Raw genomic sequence first — 386 nt, 5'->3', positions numbered from 1 at the left:
ACGGGAACACGGCCGGTCCGCAGGGGTCCCGGGCACCTGGGAACCCCGCGGCCAGCCACCCGTCACCCGCAGCCGCCCACGGCGGGTATCACGCCGCCCCGAACGCGGTGAAGGCCCACCCCGTGGCCCGGTGCACCGCGTCGGCCGGAAGCCCGGCACGCGCGTCGCGCAGGGCCTCCGCCAAGGAGAGCCCCGTGCCGAGGGCTTCATGGAGGGCCACCATGAGGGGGACGACCGCCGCGTCGTTGACGGGCGCGCTGCACGCCACCACCCCCGCCGTGCCCAGCGGCAGCAACGCCGTTACCAGACCGAGGAGTTCGTCCGCGCCCACCGTGGCGAACCGCGCGGTGTCGCAGCAGGACAGGATGATGCGGTACGGACTGCGG

1 protein-coding gene is annotated in these 386 nt (G+C 75.4%); it reads right to left on the bottom strand.

Going from position 1 to position 386, the window contains the following annotated elements:
* Positions 1 to 88: 88 nt before the first annotated feature.
* Positions 89 to 386, bottom strand: a 298-nt coding sequence (locus B7767_RS43650) for a CHAT domain-containing protein (RefSeq protein ID WP_143653053.1), incomplete at its 5' end; no start/stop codon positions are given.

Origin of the sequence: Streptomyces sp. 13-12-16 (genome assembly GCF_002114215.1) — a bacterium.
Taxonomy (GTDB): domain Bacteria; phylum Actinomycetota; class Actinomycetes; order Streptomycetales; family Streptomycetaceae; genus Streptomyces.
This window is presented reverse-complemented; position numbering and strand designations above follow the sequence as displayed.